Here is a 16,769-nt window from a genome sequence, read left to right as displayed (position 1 = left end):
GAACACCTTCGAGGAGCGCCTTCGGGAAGCGCCTTCGAGGAGCACCTTCGTCTTCGTAAGGGAGTAGTGCCAGCCATGCATCACCTCACCGCCGGTGTCACCCGGTTCCAGCGCGATGTGTTCCCGGCCAAGGCGCCGCTGTTCGACCGCCTGGCCCATGCCCATCGGCCCGCGACGCTCTTCATCAGCTGCTCCGACGCCCGCGTGGTGCCGGAGCTGATCACCCAGAGCGAGCCGGGCGAGCTGTTCGTGATCCGTACGGCCGGCAATCTGGTGCCGGCCCACACACCGGGCGCGGGCGGCGGTGACGGGGTGGCCGCGAGCATCGAGTACGCGGTCGCCGTCCTGGCGGTCACGGATGTGATCGTCTGCGGGCACTCGGCCTGCGGGGCGATGACCGCGCTCGCCGAGGGCCACGACCTGGCCAGTACGCCGCAGGTCGCCGACTGGCTCCGGCACGCGAATCCCGACCGGGCCCGCCCGGCCGCCGACGCCTCGGATCGGGTGGGCGCGCTGGTCCGGAGCAACGTCGCCGACCAACTCGCCAACCTGGCCACGCATCCGAGCGTGGCCGGCGCCCTGGCCCGGCAGGCACTGACCCTGCATGGCTGGGTCTATGACATCGGCTCCGGCACGGTCACCGCGCTGGACGCCGCCACGGGCCGGCCGATCGCCCTACCGGCCTGACCCCTCCCCTCCGCCTGACCGTCCCCTCCCCCACACACTCTCGTAAGGAAAACTCCATGCCGCACGCCCTGTTCGACCCCGCCGCCCGGCAGCAGCTCGCCGCCACCGCCGTCGAGGCCAAGATCCGCAAGGACCTGACCTGGGAGCGGATCGCCGAACCCACCGGCCTGTCCGTCGCGTTCGTCACCGCCGCCGTCCTCGGTCAGCACCCGCTGCCCGCCGACGCCGCCCAAGCGGTCGCCGAACTCCTGGACCTGGGCCCGGACGCCGCAGCGCTGCTCCAGGCCATCCCCACCCGGGGCCCGGACACCCCGGGCCTGCCGACCGACCCGACCATCTACCGCTTCCACGAGATGCTGATGGTCTACGGCACCACCCTGAAGGCGCTGATCCACGAGCAGTTCGGCGACGGCATCATCAGCGCGATCAACTTCCGCCTCGACGTGCGGAAGGTCGCCGACCCGGAGGGCGGCGAGCGCGCGGTAATCACGTTGGACGGCAAGTATCTGCCGACCAAGCCGTTCTGAGATTCCGGCTTTCCCGTCTCTTTCCGCACACCTTCACCCGAACGACCAAGAAAACCCCACGACCAAGAAATCCCAAGGAATCCCATGGACTTCGCCCAACGCACCATCGACCTCGCCCTCCGCAACGTCGAGGAGGGCGGCCGGCCCTTCGCGACCGTGATCGTCCGCGACGGCGAGATCGTCGCCGAGAGTGCGAACAAGGTGGCCCAGACCGCCGATCCGACCGCGCACGCCGAGATCCTGGCGATCCGCGAGGCGTGCCGAAAGCTGGGGACCGAGCATCTGACCGGCGCCACCATCTACGTCCTCGCCCACCCGTGCCCGATGTGCCTGGGCTCGCTCTACTACTGCTCCCCCGACGAGGTCGTCTTCCTGACCACCCGCGACGACTACGCGCCGCACTATGTCGACGACCGCAGGTACTTCGAACTCGACACCTTCTACGCGGAGTTCGCCAAGCCGTGGGAGGAGCGCCGGCTTCCGATGCGATACGAGCCGCGCACCGCCGCCACCGACGTCTACCGCGAGTGGCAACGCCGCAACGGCGGCGAACGCCGGGTCACGGGCGTCCCCACGGCCTGATCCGGCCGCCGGGGCCGTTCGCCGCCGTTGCGGAGTCGATATCGCCAACTTCCGCGCTCTCCTTGACGATTACGCTTCGGCGTTTCTAGGGTGCGGCGAGTAGTCACCCTCCGGAAAGGTTGGTTCGTGATGGCCGCTCGGTCCGTCGTTCCCGCTCGCCGGTGCGTTTCATGACGGTGGGGCCCGACACGCTGACGGCGCTGCTCAAGCGCAAGGACGTGCTCCCGGCAGGATGGGAGTCGGTGTTCGGCATGGTGGCGCGCGAGGACTTCGTGCCCGCCCGGATCTGGCCGGACGACACCGACGCGCTCCTCGATCGCGACCGGGAGCCGGAGGCGTGGCGCCGCGCGGTCTATTCGGACCGGGCGTTGGTGACCCAGTGGGACGACGGCCGGCACTCCGGCACCGAGGCGGGCCGGCTGGCCACCTCGTCGGCGTCGATGCCCTCGACCCTCGCGGAGATGTTGTACGACCTCGACGCGGCGCCGGGGATGCGGGTGTTGGAGGTCGGCACCGGGACCGGGTACAGCGCCGGCCTGCTGGCCGCGCGCGGCTGCCGGGTCACCTCGATCGAGGTCGACCCGCACCTGGCCCGGCGGGCTCGGGAGAATTTGGCTGCGGCCGGGTTCGGCGATCTGGTCGAGGTGATCACCGGCGACGGCACGCTGGGCCATCGGGCGGGCGGGCCGTACGACCGGATCCAGGTCACCGCCGGGGTGCGGCGGGTGCCGGCGGCGTGGATCGAACAGGCCGCGCCCGGCGCGGTGATCGTGCTGCCGTGGGGCACCGACTACGGCAGTGGCGACTGCGCGCTGCGCCTGGTGGTGGGCGCCGATCGGCGCGGTGCGAGCGGGCCGTTCACGCTCGCCACGGCGTTCATGAAGCTGCGGGCCCAGCGGCCGGATTGGCGGCGCTACGGCGGTGCGGCGCTGCCCGACGACTGGGCCGCCTACGCCCGGGCGACGACCACGACGTTGGGCTACGACGACGTGGTCGGCGGGCCGTTCGACTCGGTGGGCTTCGTGCTCGGCCTGTGTGTACCCGATTGCCTGGCCCGGCCGGTGCTGCACGGGATATTCGGCGCGACGTTGTGGCTGTACGGCGCCGACACCGGCCGGGGTCACTCGATCGCCGCGGCCGACTTCGGCACGGACGCGCCGACCGTCCGGCAGTCGGGCCCGCGTCGGTTGTGGCATGAGGTCGAGGCGAGTTGGCACTGGTGGAACGCCCGGGGCCGGCCGACCATCCACGACTTCGGCCTGACCGTCACGGTCGCCGGTGACGGTGTCGTCGACCAACAACCGTGGTACGGCGCCACCACGTTTCCGCTCGTCCCGCCGGCGCACGACTGGCCCGCGCGGGGCCGCGGTTGACGTCCGGAGGTCAGGCCGGGGTCGGGGCCGCGGCGGCGGGGAAGCCGGCGTCCGCGAGCCAGAGCAGTGCGCTCTCCGCGACTTCCGGCCATCCGCTGTCGACGGTCAGCGAGTGGCCCCGGTCCTCGAAGCAGCGATAGTCCGTGATGGCACGGGAGTTGCGGTAGCACTTGAGCGTGGCGCGGGTCAGCACGTCGGGGACGGTGTGGTCCTGCTTTCCGGACAGCAGCAGGAGCGGACCGCGCGACTGGTTCCTTGTGGCGACCTCGGCGGCGGAGTTGCGGGTGAGGTTGCCCAGGGCCAGTTGGAAGAGTGGGCGGGCCGAACTGGGGATCGTCCAGGCCGCGAACAGGTCCTCCGACTCCTTGCGGGACACGGTGTTGGCGAAGCCGTACCGGAACTGGGCCTGATTCAGCGACACCGCGCGCTTGGCGTTGGCGGGGTTGCGCAGGATCGCGTATGTCGCCTTCACCTGGGCCGGTCCGATCGCCTTGACACCCTTGATCTGACCGGGACAGATCGCCACGGCCGCGGCGACCAGGCCCTCGCCGAGCAGCTGCTGGGCGATGAGGCCGCCGACGGAGTGGCCGATCAACACCGGCGGGGTGTCGAGGCCGCGAATCACGTCCGCGTAGGCCGCGGCGATTTCGGCGAGGCCGACGCCGGCCTGGCTCTGCGGGTCCCGGCGGGTGGCCAGTACGGTGCCCGGCACTCCGGGCCACTCGGGCGCCAGCGGCTCGTAGCCGGCCTTCCGGAATCGTTCGATCCAATTCCGCCAGCTGGTCGAATGCAGCCACAAACCATGGATGAACACCACGGGAGTACGTTTCACGGCCCTACCTCGCCTCGCTCACCAAGCCCCCGCCGCACAGCCCGAACAAGATCCTTTCCCGCCACTGTGGCACCGCCCCCGGCACGGCGCCGGCCGCGCCGCGGCGGACGTGTGGTTGTGTCCGGGGGTGGGGGCGTCGACGGGGGCGGATTTCGGAATGGGCGTCATGTAAGGTTTCTACAGATGTGTAGAAGCTTGGTTTCGGCGGGCTCGGTGCGAGCGAGGCCGCTTGGTCGCCTGCGATTCAGGGGGTGGAACTGTGCTGAATGATCATCGAGAGCGACGCATGGGAGTCGAGTGGGTGACGGCTCCTCCGGAGGAGGAGATCCGCCGGGTCTACGAGCCGGTGGAGATCCGTAACCGGGACGGCAGTTGGGCGCTGGGACGAATCAACGCGCGCTGGTACGGCGGGCGCGGCGAGGACTGGTGCCGCCTGCGCATCGTGGGCAGCGACCGTCCGGCCCGGTGGGTCCCGTTCGACCCGGACGTCTTCGTGGAACTGCAGATCGACGGGACCTGAGGCGCGGCCGCCACGGCACGGCCGCACCGCACACCGCCCGTAGGGCGCGCGTGGGGCCGTGGGGGCGGCGCTGCCGGTCGGCGGCGCCGTGGGCTCGGGCGCGGCGGCGACCGGTACGCGCCTACGGCTCGGATGCACCGCCGCCGGCGCTGCGCAGGCCGAGATCCGGCGTTGCCGGTCGCCGCGGGTCGAGGTGCGGTGCTGCCCGTCAACAGGCGCCATGAGCGCGGGCGTGACGGCGCCCAGCGCGCGCCTACCGGCCCGGGACGCACCGCCGCCGACGCGGCGTAGGCCGAGATGCGGCGTTGCCGGTCGCCGCGAGTAAGAAGTCCGGCGCTGACCGCACGCGCGGGCGGGATGCATCGTTGCCGGTTGGCGCGAGGCAGGGTGCGGTGCTGACGGTACGCGCACGCCAGGACGCCTCGCCTCCGGCCGGCACGAGGCGAGGTGCGACGCTGACCGCACGCGCGGCCCAGGACGCTTGGCTTCCGGCCGGCACGAGGCGAAGTGCGGCGCTGACCGCACGCAGACGCCAGGACGCTTCGCCTCCGGGCGGCGCGAGGCGAGGTGCGGCGCTGACCGCACGCGCGGCCCAGGACGCTTGGCTTCCGGCCGGCACGAGGCGAGGTGCGGCGCTGACCGCACGCAGACGCCAGGGCGATTCGCCTCCGGGCGGCGCGAGGCGAGGGGCGGCGCTGACCGCACGCGCACGGTTGGGCGCCTCGCTTCCGGTTGGCGCTCGCCGGGAGGCTCCCCTGCCGGCCTTGGGTCCGCCGGGGTGCGGCCGTCGACCCTCGTTGGGGGCCTCGTAGGCTCGGGCGTTCGACGCTGTATGAGGAGGTCGTCGTGTCCGATGGGACGTGGGGCTTTCCCGCCGTGGGGCGGCGGGTGTTGGTCAGTGGGGCCGCGCGGGGGTTGGGTCGGGCCGTCGCCCGGGCGTTCGCCGCGCACGGGGACCGGGTGGTGGTGCACTACGGGTCGCGGCGGGACGAGGCCGAGGAGACGTTGGGCGGCCTGGCCGGCCGGGGACACGTGCTGATCGGCGCGGACCTCGCCGAGCCGGACGCGGTCGAGCGGCTGGTGGCCGAGGCGGAGGAGGCCCTCGGCGGCATCGACGTGCTGGTCAACAACGCCGCCGTCAACACCCCACATCCGCCCGCCACGACCGACTACGCCGAGTGGGTGACCGCCTGGCAGCGGCACGTCGCGGTCAACCTCGTCGGCGCCGCCGGACTGAGCCACCTCGTCGCCCGGGGCATGATCGCGCGCGGCACCGGCGGCCGCATCGTCAACGTCGGCTCGCGCGGCGCCTTCCGGGGCGAGCCGGACCACCCCGCCTACGGCGCCACCAAGGCCGGACTGCACGCGCTGGGCCAATCCCTGGCGGTGGCGCTCGCTCCGCACCGGATCGCGGTCGCCTCCGTCGCCCCGGGTTTCATCGACACCGACCGGGTGGCCCACCGCCTCTCCGGCGCCGAGGGTGCCGCGATCCGCGACCAGAGCCCGTTCGGCCGGGTCGCCGATCCGGCCGAAATAGCCGCCGCCGTCCTGTGGTTGGCCTCCCCGGAGGCCGAATGGGCATCCGGCACGATCCTCGACCTCAACGGCGCCTCCCACCTGCGCACCTGAACCGACTCCGGATCGCACGGCCGGGATCCCGGAGCACCGACCCCCACCAACCGAGCATTTACCGTTTGCCGTTCGTACTACGAACTATTAACGTTCGTAGTGCGAACGGCATTCTTATTGCTCGGGGAATGAGGAATCATGAGTCGTACCGTTGCGGTCATCGGTGGGGGCTACGGCGGCGCCGCGGTGGCCAAGGCGCTCGACCAGGACGCCGACGTGGTGCTGATCGAGCCCAAGGACGCGTTCGTACACGCCGCCGCGTCGTTGCGCGCCCTGGTGCAGCCGGACTGGGCGGACAACATGTTCTTCGCCTACGACCGACTGCTCTCGCGCGGCACGGTGCTGCGCGGGCGGGCCGTCTCGGTGGACCCGCGCGGAGTCACGCTCGCATCCGGCGCCCGGGTGGACGCCGACTATCTGGTGCTGGCCTCGGGATCCCAATACCCCTACCCCGCCAAGCCGGACACCGACGTCACCGCCGACGCGCTGAGCCGGATCCGCGAGACCCACACCGAACTGGCGGGCGCCGAACGGGTGTTGCTGGTCGGCGCCGGACCGGTCGGGCTGGAGCTGGCGGGCGAGATCAAGGCGGTGTGGCCGGACAAGCAGGTGGTCGTGGTGGATCCCGCCGAACAGCTGATGCCCGGCTTCCGGCCCGAGCTGCGTGCCGACCTGCTCGCCCAACTCGAGGCGCTGGGCGTGGGGTTGTGCTTGGGTACGACCCTGACCACCCAGCCGCCGAGCGAGCCGGGGCAGGCCAAGGCGTTCACCGTGAACACCACCGAAGGTGGCGGGATATCCGCCGACATCTGGTTCCGCTGCCACGGGGTGCGGATCAACGGGGACTACCTGGCCGACGGCCTCGTCGCCATCCGTACGCCGCAGGGGCAGGTCCGGGTCACCGACACGCTCAACGTCGACGGGCACGCGCACATCTACGCGATCGGCGATGTCACCGACCTGGCCGAGTCCAAGATGGCCGCGTACGCGATGCGGCACGCCGAGGTCGTGGCGCGGAACATCCTGACCCAGGTGCGGGGGGAGGCGCCCACCGCGACCTACCTGCCCTCGCCCGAGCCCTCGATCCTGCTCCCGCTCGGGCCCACGGGTGGCGTCGGCCAATACCCCACGCCGGACGGGCCGATGGTGGTGCCGGCGCAGACCGTCGCCGAGTACAAGGGCCGGGATCTGGGCATCGGCCGGTTCGTCGATCTGTTCGGCACGGGCTGAGTCGCGGCGTGGACCGCGCGCGCCGGCGTGGGTCACCGGCGGTCGCCGTCAGGCGCCGTTCCCGCAGGCGCCCTCGTCGAGTTCCATGAACACCGCCGGCACCTCGTTGTCCCGGACCAGGCGGGACAACAACTCGGCGAGCCTGGTGCGATCGGCGTCGCCCAGACCGGCCGGCAGCTTCTCGACCCGCCGACAGGTCTCCGCGTAGAACTCCTCAGCGAGTTCGGCGCCCTGCTCGGTGAGCGCGATGCGGACCGCGCGGCGGTCCCCGGGGTCCGGCTCGCGGCGCACCAGGTCGCGCTGCACGGTGCGGTCCACCAGCCCGGTCAGGCTGGACTTGGCCAGGCCCAGCATCTCGCCCAGCTCGCGCATCCCGTACGGCTGCGGCATCAGTACGCAGAGCAACTGCCCCTGCTGCGGGGTCAACCCGTGGTCGCGGCTCGACTCGGCGTATACCGCGTTCACCAGGAATGCGGATCGCACCAACGCGGTGACGACCCCCATCTGCTCACCCACGGTCTTTCCCATCCGCCAAGCCTACGGCACCGCCGGTCACGGAAGGTGAGGGCGGTCCCGTCGCCCCCGGGTGGGGGTGACGGGACCGCCCGGTGTGTGCGCGTGCCGTGCCGTGCGGTCGGCGCGGTCAGCGGCCCTGGAGGGCCTTGACGTTGTTGCCGAAGGTCCAGTTGCGCGAGCCGTCCCAGTTCAGCGACCAGGTCATCAGACCCTTGAGTGCGCCGCCGTACTTGTTCCACGCCTGGGAGACCAGGCCGGTCGACATGTAGCCGCCGCCCGCGCCCGGTTGCGCGGGCAGGCCGGGGACCTGCTTGTCGTAGGGAACCTTGATCGTGGTGCCCTGGACGACCAGGCCACGGTTCAGGCAGTCGGTCTGCGCGGTGAAGCCGGCGACGGTGCCGGCGGAGTAGGAGTCGCCGTTGCAGCCGTACATGTTGCCGTTGTAGTACTGCATGTTCAGCCACCACAGCCGGCCGTTGTCCGCGTACTTCTTCACGATCGGCAGATACGCGCCCCAGATCGAGCCGTAGGTGACGCTGCCGCCGGTGACGTAGGCCGTTTCGGGGGCCATCGTGAGACCGAACTGCGGTGGCATCTGGGCCAGTACGCCGTCGATGATGTGCATCAGGTTGGCCTGCGAGGTGGACGGGGTGTTGATGTTGCCGCCGCCGACCAGACCGGTCTCGATGTCGATGTCGATGCCGTCGAATTGGTACTTCTTCAGGATCGGCACCACGGTCGCGATGAACCGGTCCGCCACGGCACGGGAGTTGAGGTCGATACCGGCCGCGGCGCCGCCGATGGACATCAGGATGGTGGCGCCGGCCGCCTTCGCCTGGCACATCTCGGCCGGGGTGGCCACCTTGACGGTCGAGTCCATCCCGTCCTCCCACAGGACGGTGCCGTCGCCGAGGATGACCGGGAACGCCGCGTTGAGGACGTTGTATCCATGCGCGGCGATGCGCGCGTCGGTGATCGGGATCCAGCCGAGCGGCGGGTGTACGCCGTTGACCGCGCCGTCCCAGTTCTCCCAGTAGCCCTGGATCACCTTGCCGAAGGGCTTCGGCTTGCGCGGACAGAGATCGTCCGGCGGGTCGGCGGTGGTGGCCGCGGTGGCCTTCGCCAGGTGCGGACGGCCGCTGCCCTGAATGCCGTCCGGGGTGGACGCGGCGACGGAGCCGCCCACCGCGAAGGCGACCGCCAGGGCGACCCCAAGCAGGCGTGAGGTCCTGCGCTTCATGCTCGATATCCTTCCGGCCGTTCGAGCGCGGCCGGGCACGGAAGGAACGTCCTGCGTGGCACGCCTACCTCCCGGGCGGGGACGGGCCCGGAAACTCACGTGGTGCAACACCAAAACGCTAAAGTGGTCCAGACCTCCAGGTCAACAGGTCCAGACCACAGTCAAACTCCGTCAAACACCCCGCACCCCCGAACCACAAACCGCAACGCGACCCCGGAGCCGAACACAAAACGCGGGGCCGAGCGCGGAACGCGGGGTGAGCGCGGAGCCAGGCACGGGCCGAGGCGAAGGGCGGGGCTCAGAAGGCGAGTCCAGGCGAAAGGCCGGACACGAGACGCGGGACCAGGCACGAGACGCTGCACACAACCCGAACCGGCACACGACGCGAGGCGAGGCACAGCCCGAACCGGCGCGGGACGCGAGGCGACGCACGACCCCGGGCGGCGCGGGACGCGAGGGCGCACACGGCCCGAACCGGCGCACGATGCGGGGTGGTGGGGGCTACCGGGGTGGGGTTGGAGGGTGGTAGATGGCGGTCAGCCAGATGTGGAGCAGGGTGGTTACTGCCTCCGGTTCGGATAGGGAGGGTTGGTCGGTGGCGAGCGTGGCCAGGAGGACTCGTTCGTTCATCGACGTGAGTGCGATGGCCAGGGCTCGGGCCGGGGGGCCGTCGGGGGCGGCGCCTCGGGTGCGTTCGGCGGTGATGGCGGCCGTGGCTCGGCGGATCCAGTTCTCCATGACGCGGGCCCACAGCTCCTGTACCTCGCGGTTGGTGCCGTGGGCTCGGGCTGCGGCCAGGGTGACCGCGCGGTGGGCCCGGAAGGTCGCGAAGAAGGCGTCGATCGTCGATCGCCAGTGGGCCGTCGGGTCCGCCGGCAGGTCTTCGAGCATGCCCTCCGAGCCGGCGTCGGCCTCGGCGACCACCCGGTCGATCAGGCTGAGCAGGACCGCCTCCTTGGAGGCGAAGTAGAAGTAGAAGGTGGGTCGCGAGATGCCCGCCCCGCGGGCCAGGTCGTCGATGGAGATCTCGTCCAGGCCGCGCCCGCCGAGCAGCCGCTCCGCGGTGGCCAGGATGGCCCGCTCCCGATCGTCGCCCGAGGGACGCGAGTCGCGCCGGCCCCGACGCGGGCGGATGCTGTCCGTGGCGGGGGTCTCGGTCACCCCCGAACCCTATCGCCCGTCGAACGTCTCGACACTGTGTTGACTGGCTCGACGCCACGTCGATACCGTTGCCTACGCTACCGCCCGGTAGCCGCGCGCCGCACCGGCGTTCGTACGGGTGTCGCACCCGTCGCCCACTGTCGGGCGCCCCTCGCGGAATGGGGAACGGCATGGCCAGGGAACACGTCGACGTACTGATCGTCGGAGCGGGCCTGTCCGGCATCGGCGCCGCCTGCCACCTGCGCCGACACTCCCCGGGCAAGTCCGTACTGATCCTGGAGGGCCGCGACGCGATCGGCGGCACGTGGGACATCTTCCGCTACCCCGGGATCCGTTCCGACTCGGACATGCACACCCTCGGCTACTCCTTCCGGCCGTGGACCGCGAACGAGGCGATCGTCGAAGGCGCGGCGATCCGCGACTACATCCGCGACACGGCGCGCGAACAGGGCGTGGATCGGCTGGTGCGCTTCGGGCATCGGGTGCTCGGCGCGGAGTGGTCGAGCGGCGAGGCCCGGTGGACGGTACGCGCCGCCCGGCGGCCGGTCGCACTCGCGACGCAGGCGCCCTCGGCGAGGTCTATACCGACGCCGATATCGACAGCAACGACCCCGACCCCGACGCCATCGCCGAACCCCGCCGACGAAGCCGCATCCGATCCGGGCGACGAGGCACGTCCCACCGAAGTCGTCGAGCTGACCTGCTCGTTCCTGTTCGTGTGCACCGGCTACTACCGCTACGACCAGGGCTACACCCCCGACTTCCCCGGCATCGAGAACTTCGCCGGACCCGTCGTCCACCCCCAGGCGTGGCCCGAGGACCTGGACTACACCGACAAGCGGGTGGTGGTCATCGGCAGCGGCGCCACCGCCGTCACCCTGGTCCCCTCGATGGCCGACACCGCCGCGCACGTGACCATGCTCCAGCGCTCGCCCACCTACGTGATGGCGCTGCCCGCACGCGACACGGTGGGCCGACGCCTGCGTCGGGTGTTGCCGGACCGCGCCGCGCTGCCGCTGATCCGGGCCAAGAACGTCGGCCTCACCATGCTCGCCTTCCACCTCTCGCGCGGCGCGCCGAGGCTGATGAAGTCCGTGCTGCGCAGGGGCGCCATCCGGCAACTGCCCGAAGGCTACGACGTGGACACCCACTTCGCGCCCCGCTACGACCCGTGGGACCAGCGCATGTGCTTCGTCCCCGACGGCGACCTGTTCGCCGCGCTACGCGGCGGCCGGGCCTCGATCGTCACCGACACCATCGCCGGCTTCACCGAGACCGGACTGCGTCTGGACTCGGGTGCCGAACTGCCCGCCGACATCGTGGTCACCGCGACCGGCCTGAACCTGCTGGCCATCGGCGGCATGACGCTCACCGTCGACGAAACCCCGATCGAACTGTCCGAGACGGTCGCCTACAAGGGCATGATGCTCTCCGGCGTGCCCAACTTCGCCCTGGCCCTCGGCTACACCAACGCCTCGTGGACGCTCAAGTGCGACCTGGTCAGCCGCTACGTATGCCGGTTGCTCAACCACATGGACGCGCACGGCTACCAGGTGTGCGTGCCACAGGCCCCGCCCGCCGACGCGCCGCTCGAACCGCTGCTCGACCTGAAGTCCGGCTATGTCCTGCGCGGCACCGCGATGTTGCCCAAGCAGGGCCCGACCGCGCCGTGGCGACTGCACCAGAACTACCCGCGCGACGTGCTGCTGTTCAAGCACGGTTCGCTCCAGGACCGGGGGATGCGCTTCGGCCGCGCCACCGCCCGGCCACACCCGGCCGAGCGGGCCGCGCACTGAACGCCCCCCGGGCAAAGGGCAGTTCCGGGGCCGGTCCCCGGGAGAACCGACCCCGGAAGAAAGCGGGTCGTCCGCTCAGCCGTTCGCCGGCTGAGCGGCACCGGCGGCCCGCGCAGGCTCCGTATCGCGCACCAGTTCGCTGCGATACCGCGCGAAGATCAGCAGCGCGTAGTCGATGCCCACGCCGAGCCCGACCAGGATCATCACGAACGGCACCCAGCTCGCGATGGTGAACACCCGGGAGGCGACCACCACCGCGGCCATCGACGAGCCGACCGCGAACAGCGCGGTGACGATGGGCAGTCCGGCCGCGATCAGGGTGCCGAACAGGAAGACCAGGATGACCAGCGCGGCCAGGATCCCCGCGCCCTCGGCACCACTGCTCTCGTTCCGGCCCATCGCCCGGGCCGCCTCGCCGCCCAACTCGACCCGCAGCCCGTCGTGCCGGATCGACCGCGCGGTGTCGTGGATCCGCTCGGTCTGCGCGGTGGTCATCTCCTCCGAGGTACCGGTGAGCACCACCGTGGCATAGCCGACCCGGCCGTCGGGGGAGATCGCCGCCGGATCGTCGTACAGGCTGCGCACCTGCGCCACCATGGGCAGTCCGGCCACCTTGCCGAGCATCGCCTCGATCCGCTGCCAGGTCGCCTCGGTACGCAGGCCGGCCTCGTCGCGCAGCACGATCTGGAGGGTGTCGCCGGCCTCGGCCGAGGCGTGTGCGGCGAGCAGGTCCGACGCCCGCTGCGACTCGGCGCCCGGGATGGAGTAGTCCTCGTGGTAGTCGTCACCGACCGTCGAGGCGACGCCCCAGGTGCCGACGAGAACGACCAGCCACAGCCCCACGACGAGCCATTTGCGGCGATGCGCGAAGCCGGCGAGGCGGGCGAACACCCCCGCTCGTGGGGCCGTGAGGGGAGCTTGTTCGGTGAACGTCATGGGTCTTCCCGGATCGTGTCGATCGGCACAGGCTTCGCCGCTATGACGCGCCCGGCGTGCCGGATGTGACCGATCGGCGCGAGAACCCTCCGACACGACTCGCGCCCGCCAAAAACGGGCGCGTGGCCGGCCCGGTGGCATGGGTCCCGCGTGTGTACGGTCAGCCGCGCAGCGTGCTGCGGCTCGCGCGCCGCAGGAGCCACGGGACGGTCAGGTGGTGAATCGGCGCGATCGCGCCCCACACCACACGGCCGATGCGCCGCTCGTGGCGCACCCGGGTGATCCACACGACACCGTCGTCCCGGACAAGCAGCGTGTTGTGCGCCGTGACCAGGCGTGAACTCGCCGTCACGGTGCACGAGTCGGCGTCGGATGTCGCGATCGACCAGCCCAGCACGTGCGTCGGCGACGGCCGCGGGCCCAGCCGCAACCCGAGCACGAGGGTCCATCCGATCAGCAGCATCCCGCGAAACACGGCCGGCGACCCCTCGAACACCGCCCGGGCCCACTGCTCGGGGGTACGCGCGCGAGCCGTCGCCGTCCCCAGCTCGAACGCCGAGGCGTATTCGGCCCCCGGCAACCCCGCGCCCGGCAGCCCCGCTCCCGACGACTCCGCGCCGGGCGCCGCCACGTCCGGCACCACGATCCGCCGCACCCGCGCGCCACCCACGAAGCATCCTCCCGACACCGACTTGCCAATCCGGTCGATCCTAGGGCGTGCCCGACCCGGATTCGGCGCGGCCCGTCGTTCATTCGCCCTCGTCACACCCTCTTCTCCCGGGCGGGTGCTCGCTTATCGTGGGTTTCATGGACAGTCTGTCGGAGCCCATCGCCGAGAATGTCGATCCGCTGCGCGCGCTCACGTTGGAGACGCTGCGTCGGCGCACCAGCATGAAGTGGCTCGCCTACCCGGAGGATGTACTTCCGCTGTGGGTGGCCGAGTTGGACGTCCCCCTGGCCGAGCCGATCATCCAGGCCGTGACCGACGCCGTCCGGCTCGGCGACACGGGGTATGCCGCGGGCACCGAATACGCCACCGCCCTGGCCGACTTCGCCGCCAAGCGGTGGGGGTGGCACTCGCTCGCGGTCGAGCGTACGGCGATCGTGCCGGACGTGATGCAGGGCGTCGTCGAGATGCTCAAACTGGTCACCGGGCCGGGCGATCGGGTCGTGGTCAACTCACCCGTGTATCCGCCGTTCTACATGTTCCTGAAAAACATGGATCGCCAGGTGGTGGAGGCCCCGCTCGGCGCGGACCACCGGATCGATCTCGACGTACTGGCCGACACCTTCCGTACCGCGACGGCCGCCGGCGGACGGGTCGCCTATCTGCTGTGCAGCCCGCACAACCCGACCGGGACGGTGCACACCGAGGCCGAACTGGCCGCCGTGGCCCGGCTGTCCGCCGAGCACGGGGTGCGCGTCGTGGCGGACGAGATCCACGCGCCGCTGGCGCCGCCGGACCGGTACGTGCCGTACCTGAGCGTCCCGGGCACCGCCGACGGCCTGTCCCTGATGTCCGCGTCCAAGGGTTGGAACCTGGCCGGGCTCAAGGCAGCGCTCGCCATCGCCGGCCCGGCCGCCGCCGAGGAACTGGCCGCGCTGCCCGAGGAGGTGAGCCACGGCCCCAGCCACGTCGGCGTGATCGCGCACACCGCCGCGCTGCGCGACGGTGTCGGCTGGCTGGACGCCCTCCTGGCCGGACTCGCGGCGAACCGGCGGCTCCTGGCCGACCTGCTCGCCGAACACCTGCCGGCCGTGCGCTACACCCCCGCCGAAAGCACCTACCTGGCCTGGCTCGACTGCCGTGACCTCGGCCTGGGCGACCGCCCGGCGGCGTACTTCCTCGACCGGGCCAAGGTCGCGCTGACCTGCGGCGTCGACTTCGGCACCGGCGGCGCGGGACACGCCCGGCTCAACCTGGGCACCCACCCGGACATCGTCACCGACGCGATCCGCCGGATGGCCGCCGCGCTCTGACCACCACACGCATCGCCGGGACGGCCGATCCGCACGGACTCGGCCGTCTCGGCGGGCGCTCAGTCCGTCCGGTTCGGGCCGGCCAGATACTCCAGCGCGTGCAGCAGGTACGCGGCGGAGGGGTCGGTACGGTCGGTGCGCAGCGCCCACAGCGCGACCTCGGTCGGGAACTGTACGTCGGCGAACGCGATCACCACCCCGCTGCCGTCCAGGAACAACCGACTGCGGGCGCTGCCCAGGTCGATCCAGGTCTCGGCGACCGCGAGGGCCGCGGCCTCGTCCGCGCAGGGCAGGTAGGCGAAGCGGCCGTCCACCAGGTCGGGCGGCAGGATCCGGGCGGCGCGGCGCACCTGGGCCAGGTGGGTCTCGAAGGTGTCCGTGTGCTCCCGCGCGGTCCAGGGCAGCCGCGAACGCCACAGCAGGCAGGTGCACCAGGCGGTCACCAATACGGCGTCCGGGTCGACGGCGGACACCGCGTCGGGTCGGCCGGCGGCGTCGGGGTGCGGCCCGGTGCGCATCAGGTGTCGGGCCGCGACCCGCTCGACCACGGCGTCGGGCTGTTCCTCGCTCAACGATCCGATCCCGTTCTCGATACACACGCCGGAGTCGCCGGCGCCCGTCAGGTCACGCTGCACAGCACGGTAGACCACCGAGGCCACCGGGCCGGCCACGCCCCTCCGGGCCGGGCCGAGCGGGTGCCGAGCGGCGTGGGCGCCGGTCTGCTCCGCATCCGGCTCAGGCCGGTGCGCCGACCACTCGATCGGTGGCCGACCGGCCGTGCGGGTGTGGGCGGGGCCGGCCGAAGTCGAGGGACGTACAGCTTGGTTCGTCCGGGTGGGACCAGGCCCCCACGGGGGTGCGCCAGAGGATCTCGACCATGATCCCGTCCGGGTCGTGACCGTGGACGGAAATGCCCATGCCCTGGTCCGTACTGCCGCCGAGCGCGTCGGCCGCCGCCAACCGGTGGCGCGCGCGTCGGAGGTCGGCGATCGTGTCGACCTCGAAGGCGACGTGGTACGGCCCTCGGCCGACGACCGCTCCCGGGCCGGTATTGGCGATCAGGCCCAGATCGTGGCGGATGCTCGACTCGGGCGCGGAGCGCAGCAGGGCCATGGCCGGCCAGTGCGCGGTGGCGGGCAGGCTGCTGACCACCTCCAGGCCCACGACGTCACGGTAGAACCGGGTGGAGAGATCGAGGTCGCGGACGGACATGACGGCGTGGTTGATCCGACGGATCGTCACCGTGCCTCCCTGGGTGACTTGTTCGAGGCGAGCCGCACGCAACGCGGGGTGCGACGCGGGTCGTTCGACGTGGACCGCGCGACGGGGGACGCGCGTTCGGCGCAGGGGAAGTGCGTTCGGCGAAGCGGAGTCGAGCGAACTCCGCCCACAGCGTAGAGTAGTCGCAGCGTGACCGACGGGTCACGTGTCGGATTCGAAAGCTCACAAACACCACTGATGCAACAACTGTCACATCGGCACCCCAACCAGGCTTCAGGGCGGGGTGTTTGGCGCGTTTCAATCTGCCGGCACCGCCTTCCGCTCTCCTAGGGTGACTCTCTGGATGGGCAGTACATCCATCTCCCCCGCCCATTCGTCGCCCGACCGGCCTCGGCCCTCCGGCCACGCCGGATCCCGACGTCGACCCGCGTCGGGAGAGCGCTCCACAAGAGCCCCAGGGCCTTCGGAACCCGGACGGGCCACCTCACCCTGGGTGCGTCCGGGCAGTGCCGACAGTTTCCACACAGGAAAGGTTCGGT

At 71.5% G+C, this 16,769-nt stretch carries 17 protein-coding genes; 9 read left to right on the top strand and 8 right to left on the bottom strand.

Annotation, left to right across the window (positions count from 1 at the left end; genetic code table 11):
- Window positions 1-75 precede the first annotated feature (75 nt).
- The 4 genes from ACMXN5_RS42040 to ACMXN5_RS42025 all read left to right on the top strand — a co-directional run bounded on the left by ACMXN5_RS42040 (window position 76) and on the right by ACMXN5_RS42025 (window position 3,169).
- The gene (locus ACMXN5_RS42040; RefSeq protein ID WP_439680142.1) at window positions 76-687 is read left to right on the top strand and encodes a carbonic anhydrase; all 612 of its coding nucleotides are present in this window, start codon (window positions 76-78) and stop codon (window positions 685-687) included.
- A gap of 56 nt (window positions 688-743) precedes the next feature.
- The gene (cynS, locus tag ACMXN5_RS42035) at window positions 744-1,214 is read left to right on the top strand and encodes a cyanase (protein WP_439680141.1); all 471 of its coding nucleotides are present in this window, start codon (window positions 744-746) and stop codon (window positions 1,212-1,214) included.
- An 84-nt stretch (window positions 1,215-1,298) separates the two neighbouring features.
- Complete coding sequence (locus tag ACMXN5_RS42030) at window positions 1,299-1,796, top strand: nucleoside deaminase (RefSeq protein WP_439680140.1); 498 nt, start codon at window positions 1,299-1,301, stop codon at window positions 1,794-1,796.
- 170 nt (window positions 1,797-1,966) lie between these two features.
- Window positions 1,967-3,169 carry a methyltransferase domain-containing protein gene (locus ACMXN5_RS42025; RefSeq protein ID WP_439680139.1) on the top strand — a complete coding sequence of 401 codons (1,203 nt, stop codon included), beginning with the start codon at window positions 1,967-1,969 and terminating at the stop codon, window positions 3,167-3,169.
- A gap of 10 nt (window positions 3,170-3,179) precedes the next feature.
- On the opposite strand, the gene ACMXN5_RS42020 is transcribed toward ACMXN5_RS42025, so the two are convergent.
- The gene (locus ACMXN5_RS42020) at window positions 3,180-4,001 is read right to left on the bottom strand and encodes an alpha/beta hydrolase (protein WP_439680138.1); all 822 of its coding nucleotides are present in this window, start codon (window positions 3,999-4,001) and stop codon (window positions 3,180-3,182) included.
- Window positions 4,002-4,302: 301 nt separating this feature from the next.
- On the opposite strand from ACMXN5_RS42020, the gene ACMXN5_RS42015 reads away from it, so the two are divergent.
- From ACMXN5_RS42015 to ACMXN5_RS42005, 3 genes are all read left to right on the top strand, one after another.
- Window positions 4,303-4,521 carry a hypothetical protein gene (locus ACMXN5_RS42015; RefSeq protein ID WP_380006923.1) on the top strand — a complete coding sequence of 73 codons (219 nt, stop codon included), beginning with the start codon at window positions 4,303-4,305 and terminating at the stop codon, window positions 4,519-4,521.
- A gap of 846 nt (window positions 4,522-5,367) precedes the next feature.
- Window positions 5,368-6,150 (top strand): SDR family NAD(P)-dependent oxidoreductase, encoded by a 783-nt coding sequence (locus ACMXN5_RS42010; protein ID WP_439680137.1) that lies wholly within the window; start codon window positions 5,368-5,370, stop codon window positions 6,148-6,150.
- A 138-nt stretch (window positions 6,151-6,288) separates the two neighbouring features.
- The gene (locus ACMXN5_RS42005; RefSeq protein WP_439680136.1) at window positions 6,289-7,380 is read left to right on the top strand and encodes an NAD(P)/FAD-dependent oxidoreductase; all 1,092 of its coding nucleotides are present in this window, start codon (window positions 6,289-6,291) and stop codon (window positions 7,378-7,380) included.
- Between the two features lie 48 nt (window positions 7,381-7,428).
- Here ACMXN5_RS42005 and ACMXN5_RS42000 read toward each other — a convergent pair whose 3' ends face one another.
- The 3 genes from ACMXN5_RS42000 to ACMXN5_RS41990 form a co-directional block, all read right to left on the bottom strand.
- A complete protein-coding gene (locus tag ACMXN5_RS42000; RefSeq protein WP_439681399.1) occupies window positions 7,429-7,884 on the bottom strand; it encodes a MarR family winged helix-turn-helix transcriptional regulator in 456 nt (151 codons plus the stop codon).
- 139 nt (window positions 7,885-8,023) lie between these two features.
- On the bottom strand, window positions 8,024-9,136 hold the full coding sequence (locus ACMXN5_RS41995) for a chitinase (protein ID WP_439680135.1): 1,113 nt from the start codon (window positions 9,134-9,136) through the stop codon (window positions 8,024-8,026).
- 501 nt (window positions 9,137-9,637) lie between these two features.
- Window positions 9,638-10,297, bottom strand: a complete 660-nt coding sequence (locus ACMXN5_RS41990; RefSeq protein ID WP_395797205.1) for a TetR/AcrR family transcriptional regulator — start codon at window positions 10,295-10,297, stop codon at window positions 9,638-9,640.
- A 170-nt stretch (window positions 10,298-10,467) separates the two neighbouring features.
- Between ACMXN5_RS41990 and ACMXN5_RS41985 the strand changes: the two genes are divergently transcribed.
- Entirely contained in the window at window positions 10,468-12,093 is a 1,626-nt protein-coding gene (locus ACMXN5_RS41985; RefSeq protein WP_439680134.1) for a flavin-containing monooxygenase, read from the top strand.
- A gap of 75 nt (window positions 12,094-12,168) precedes the next feature.
- Here ACMXN5_RS41985 and ACMXN5_RS41980 read toward each other — a convergent pair whose 3' ends face one another.
- Window positions 12,169-13,029: an MMPL family transporter gene (locus ACMXN5_RS41980; protein WP_439680133.1), complete on the bottom strand. Its 861-nt coding sequence runs from the start codon at window positions 13,027-13,029 to the stop codon at window positions 12,169-12,171.
- Between the two features lie 160 nt (window positions 13,030-13,189).
- Complete coding sequence (locus ACMXN5_RS41975) at window positions 13,190-13,699, bottom strand: DUF2867 domain-containing protein (protein ID WP_439680132.1); 510 nt, start codon at window positions 13,697-13,699, stop codon at window positions 13,190-13,192.
- A 137-nt stretch (window positions 13,700-13,836) separates the two neighbouring features.
- On the opposite strand from ACMXN5_RS41975, the gene ACMXN5_RS41970 reads away from it, so the two are divergent.
- Complete coding sequence (locus ACMXN5_RS41970; RefSeq protein WP_439680131.1) at window positions 13,837-15,009, top strand: MalY/PatB family protein; 1,173 nt, start codon at window positions 13,837-13,839, stop codon at window positions 15,007-15,009.
- Between the two features lie 59 nt (window positions 15,010-15,068).
- Here ACMXN5_RS41970 and ACMXN5_RS41965 read toward each other — a convergent pair whose 3' ends face one another.
- Both ACMXN5_RS41965 and ACMXN5_RS41960 read right to left on the bottom strand, forming a co-directional pair.
- Window positions 15,069-15,581 (bottom strand): hypothetical protein, encoded by a 513-nt coding sequence (locus tag ACMXN5_RS41965; protein ID WP_439680130.1) that lies wholly within the window; start codon window positions 15,579-15,581, stop codon window positions 15,069-15,071.
- 163 nt (window positions 15,582-15,744) lie between these two features.
- Window positions 15,745-16,251 (bottom strand): VOC family protein, encoded by a 507-nt coding sequence (locus ACMXN5_RS41960; protein ID WP_439680129.1) that lies wholly within the window; start codon window positions 16,249-16,251, stop codon window positions 15,745-15,747.
- Window positions 16,252-16,769 lie beyond the last annotated feature (518 nt).

The organism is Embleya australiensis (assembly GCF_051903075.1).
In the GTDB taxonomy this organism is placed as follows: Bacteria; Actinomycetota; Actinomycetes; order Streptomycetales; family Streptomycetaceae; genus Embleya.
The sequence above is the reverse complement of the archived record's forward strand: the minus strand, read 5'-3'. Positions and strand labels throughout refer to the sequence as shown.

Excerpts from the sequence above, each read along its gene's own strand:
- ACMXN5_RS42040 (WP_439680142.1), top strand. The coding sequence starts at position 76 with ATGCATCACCTCACCGCCGGTGTCACCCGGTTCCAGCGCGATGTGTTC.
- ACMXN5_RS41970 (WP_439680131.1), top strand. The coding sequence starts at position 13,837 with ATGGACAGTCTGTCGGAGCCCATCGCCGAGAATGTCGATCCGCTGCGC.
- ACMXN5_RS41995 (WP_439680135.1), bottom strand. The coding sequence starts at position 9,136 with ATGAAGCGCAGGACCTCACGCCTGCTTGGGGTCGCCCTGGCGGTCGCC.
- ACMXN5_RS42030 (WP_439680140.1), top strand. The coding sequence starts at position 1,299 with ATGGACTTCGCCCAACGCACCATCGACCTCGCCCTCCGCAACGTCGAG.
- ACMXN5_RS41985 (WP_439680134.1), top strand. The coding sequence starts at position 10,468 with ATGGCCAGGGAACACGTCGACGTACTGATCGTCGGAGCGGGCCTGTCC.
- ACMXN5_RS42025 (WP_439680139.1), top strand. The coding sequence starts at position 1,967 with ATGACGGTGGGGCCCGACACGCTGACGGCGCTGCTCAAGCGCAAGGAC.
- cynS (WP_439680141.1), top strand. The coding sequence starts at position 744 with ATGCCGCACGCCCTGTTCGACCCCGCCGCCCGGCAGCAGCTCGCCGCC.
- ACMXN5_RS42005 (WP_439680136.1), top strand. The coding sequence starts at position 6,289 with ATGAGTCGTACCGTTGCGGTCATCGGTGGGGGCTACGGCGGCGCCGCG.
- ACMXN5_RS41980 (WP_439680133.1), bottom strand. The coding sequence starts at position 13,029 with ATGACGTTCACCGAACAAGCTCCCCTCACGGCCCCACGAGCGGGGGTG.
- ACMXN5_RS42000 (WP_439681399.1), bottom strand. The coding sequence starts at position 7,884 with ATGGGGGTCGTCACCGCGTTGGTGCGATCCGCATTCCTGGTGAACGCG.